Consider the following 4,098-nt stretch of genomic DNA (forward strand, 5'->3'; position numbering starts at 1 on the left):
GCCTTACCAGCTGTAGTTGATAATACTTGTGACACTACACCAAAAGCTGGTAGAATAATAATGTAAACCTCAGGATGTCCAAAGAACCAGAATAGATGTTGGAATAATACAGGATCTCCATTAAATGATGCATCGTAGAATTGTGTATTTAAATGTAAATCTAGAACTAACATTAACAGACCACCAGTTAATATTGGTAATGTACCAACTAACATGATTGCAGTAAATGCAATAGCCCAAGTAAATAGACACCAAGGCTTTGAACCGTTAGTTACACCTAATACAGCTATTGTACTTAGGAAATTAATAGAAGACAGTAAACTAGAAATACCAGCAAAAGCTAGTCCGAATACAATCAAATCTACTGAGGTAGGGGATAAAGACATAAGTGAAGTACTTAATGGAGGATATAATGTCCAACCAATACCAGAACCAAACTCTGAAATTAATGATGTTGAACATAGAATACCAGCAATTGGAACTAATAATAATGAGATACAGTTTACTCTAGGGAAAGCTACCTCGGAAGCTCCTAGATAAATAGGTAAGAAATAGTTACCATAACCTCCATATAAACCAGGCATAACTACAAAGAAAATCATAATAGCACCATGCAGTGTAAAAGTTAAATTATAGAAATTTTGATTCTCTAATGCAATAATACGTAATCCAGAAGAAGCTAATTCTACTCTTAAGAATAGTGATAACAGTGTTCCTACAATAGCAGATAAGAAAGCAACCCATAAGTAGTAAATACCTAACTCCTTGTGATTTGCTGCAGTTAATAAACTAGCATTAAGTTGTAATTGTTGAAAGTTTTTATTTGTAAAATACTTAGATTCTGAATAAACTAAATGTACTTAAAAGATAGATTAGTGTAAAGAATCTACCATATGAGATAAATACTTCTTGTGGTAGTTGAGCTCCTACAACTACTAAACAAATAAATGAATAAATATATACTACAGTCCATGAAGTTGCACAATTTCTAGAAGAGAATTGTTGACGTAATTGTATAATACTACTTAGTGAACGAATCTCACTTAGTAATAATAGTAATAGAACACTACCTACAAATAATAGTAACCCACCAGTCTTGCTTGGAATTACCTTTAGAATAGCGTAATATGCTAAGAAATACCATTCTGGAACAATTTGTAATGGAGTTACAAATCTGTTTACAGGAATACTATTATCTGGATGTGATAATTCCATTAGACCAAAGAAAGATTGTGCTAATAAGAATAAGATTAGATAGTTATATCCCTTTACATCTGTACTTAACATATGAGGGTAGAATGGTATCTTTAAAGCAGTATCTGCACCTAATGCATTACTAGAACCATTTAGATGTAGATAGAAAATATGTACAATAGCTAAAATAAGACCTACAAACGGTAATATAAAGTGTAGTACAAAGAATCTCTTTAATGTTGGATGATCTACATAGAATCCACCTAGTAACCAAGTTACAAGATATGGAATAGGAGATAATAGATTACAAATAACAGTAGCTCCCCAGAAGCTCATTTGACCCCAAGGTAATACATAACCTAAGAAACCTGTTCCAATAGAAATAAAATAAATGATTAAACCTGTTATCCAAGTTAAGCTTAGATAAGTATAACTACTAGTAACTAAAGCTCTAAGAATATGCATGAAAAGACATATAAATACACAAGATGCTCCAGTAGCATGTAGGAATCTAAATTCCCAACCGAATGAGACTTCTCTCATTATATGTTGAACGCTTGCGAAAGCATGAGAAATTTCACTAGTATATCTACTAGCTAATAGTAATCCTGTTACTATTTGTACAACAAAAGAAATACCTGCTAGGAATCCGAAGTTCCATAAGAAGTTTAGATTAGTAGGACATGGATAAGATTGTAAATGAGATCTAACTTGAGACATTATGAACATAAATTTTTTATCAAGTTCAGTTGGCCTGGCATCTGTTTCTCTTCAGAACGAACGCTTTTTACGCCTGGTATGGATGGATAACACTCGGCTCTTCAATAGTATGACCGCTACTGCTGGGACTTTGTCTCTTGTATCTTACATATTAACCATCAAGCCTGTTTTTGTAGCACAAATTTATAACCCAAGCAATTGGATCGTGTAGGCTAGGTGTACTTATTTGTTATATTTAAAATATATAAAAAAACAGTTTCCGCAGCTGTAGATGGATGCTATGGTAGTATTCAAATATGACTTATTAGTAAGTTATATTTGTGTTTCGGAGAGAAACTGCCTCTATGAAGATGCTCTAAACGCCAAGAATAAAAATTATTATTATAAGTATATATATATTTTATGCATGGTAAGGTTTAGCGTGTACTTTCGTATGAAACTTTGTGCTCCACCGCTAGTCTCTTCCCTCTAACAATCCTCTTACTTGCTACTGTACGGACCGTTACAACCTCCAGGCAAAGAATTTTTTATTTCCACGATTCATAAAGACAACTAGTGGTTTCTCTCACGATTTCCATATGTTGAGTTACAAAGAAGATTCTCTCCACACATAATTTTTACAAGAGAAGTAAAGGTGCTCAGGGTCTTTCCGTCGGGCCATAGTGTTCCTCATATTCAAGGAGTTTTCTATTTTAAAGAGTCTTACATTAGAGACATTAGGAAAGTCGTTACACCATTCATGCAGGACGGAATTTACCCGACAAGGAATTTTGCTACCTTAGGACCGTCAAATTACAGCCGCCGTTTACCCATTTTTTATATCATGTTGAGTTATCTCTTTCAAGAAAATCTATTTCATCTCTATCCTCACGGGAACTATTCCACGCTCTACCTATATTCATTATTTTTTATCGCGTGACGAGCGGTGTGTTTAAGGCAAGTATAGATGCGCCTCATTTTTTAATGATTAAAAATATAAAATATTTTTGGTATTGCATGCCTGGTGTAAAAAATATACAGAATAAGAGTTGCTTATTTTAAATAGTAATATAAAAACAATTTAACCATACATGAAATCACTTATCTGGACCATAATAAGCTGTGAGATAACTACATTAAAGGAACTTGACAGGCAAAAAACATTATATAAAAACTAATATATATTTTAGTATGAAAACAGCTTCCAAGCATACATTTTTTTATTGATGTAATGGTAGAATTCATTTATTTTTTGCATAATCCAGTTAAGGAGACATAGCAGTATCCTATGCTCTATTACATCACAGTTTTTTAATTGACCGATAATTTCGAATCTTATTACCATGGTTAGCTGAAACTATTGTTTTTCCATTACTAAAGTCAGCATAGTCAATTTGAAGGGTTTTTAAAATGAAGTTCAAGTGAGTTCGCATGTTTACGAGATCTCTTAAAGAGTATAAAAAGTAGAGTGGATTAATAACCAAATTGCCTCTACGAAATGCCAGTAAAGTAATGTGTATGACTCTAATAGAGGTAATACCATAATACTACTTCCATTGTAAGTATTGATTTGGTTTGTTGTATTATATTGTAAACTACCTCTCCAGAAGCTAAATCCTAGTAATATAGCACCTACTAATACGTGTAAGAAATGTAATCCAGTTAAAGTAAATAGATATGTACCTAATGCACAATCATTAATACTAACAGTTAATCCTAAGTACTCACAAACTTGAATACTAGTAAATGTTAAGGCTACTAAGATTAAAATAGTAGTACCTCTTTGAATATTTAATGTAATACTCTTCTCTGAAGCTAGTAATCCATAACCCATAATAACACTAGCAGTTGCCAGTAAGAAAGTAATAGTTACAATTAAACTTCTACTAGATATACTTACCATACCTTCTGTTGTAGAATTTAATGCTGAATCTGTAATATAACTAGGACTTAAAATATTTGTATAAGCTCCCCAAAAGAAAGCAAGAAATAGTAATAGTTCTGATAAGATTATACCAATACAAACAGTAGAAACCATAGAAGATGATGTACTACCTGCTTCCTTGAAAGTTAAATTAAATAATAGGAATACAGTTATTAGGAAAGGAGAATATAAGAATCCAACAGTGAAGAATCTTAAAGTAGTTGCATATAAGAAGGATAATTTAGTAAACACTCTTAAGTAATGACATGTTGATACAAAGT

Annotated in this window: 3 protein-coding genes; all 3 read right to left on the bottom strand. The window is 32.2% G+C overall.

The features are described 5' to 3' along the window. Positions 1–755 (bottom strand): cbb3-type cytochrome c oxidase subunit I (locus ACRC28_RS05840; protein WP_438542512.1); only part of this gene is annotated, 755 nt, incomplete at its 3' end. A 79-nt stretch (positions 756–834) separates the two neighbouring features. Next, positions 835–1,923: a cytochrome b N-terminal domain-containing protein gene (locus ACRC28_RS05845; RefSeq protein WP_438542510.1), complete on the bottom strand. Its 1,089-nt coding sequence runs from the start codon at positions 1,921–1,923 to the stop codon at positions 835–837. A 1,417-nt stretch (positions 1,924–3,340) separates the two neighbouring features. Continuing rightward, the coding region (locus ACRC28_RS05850) for a cytochrome c oxidase subunit 3 (RefSeq protein WP_438542511.1) at positions 3,341–4,098 on the bottom strand (758 nt) is incomplete at its 5' end.

The sequence above is a fragment of the Clostridium sp. genome (genome assembly GCF_051650885.1).
Classification (GTDB): Bacteria; Bacillota; Clostridia; order Clostridiales; family Clostridiaceae; genus Clostridium.

Coding starts and splice junctions, on each gene's coding strand:
- ACRC28_RS05845 (WP_438542510.1), bottom strand. CDS start 1,923: ATGTTCATAATGTCTCAAGTTAGATCTCATTTACAATCTTATCCATGT.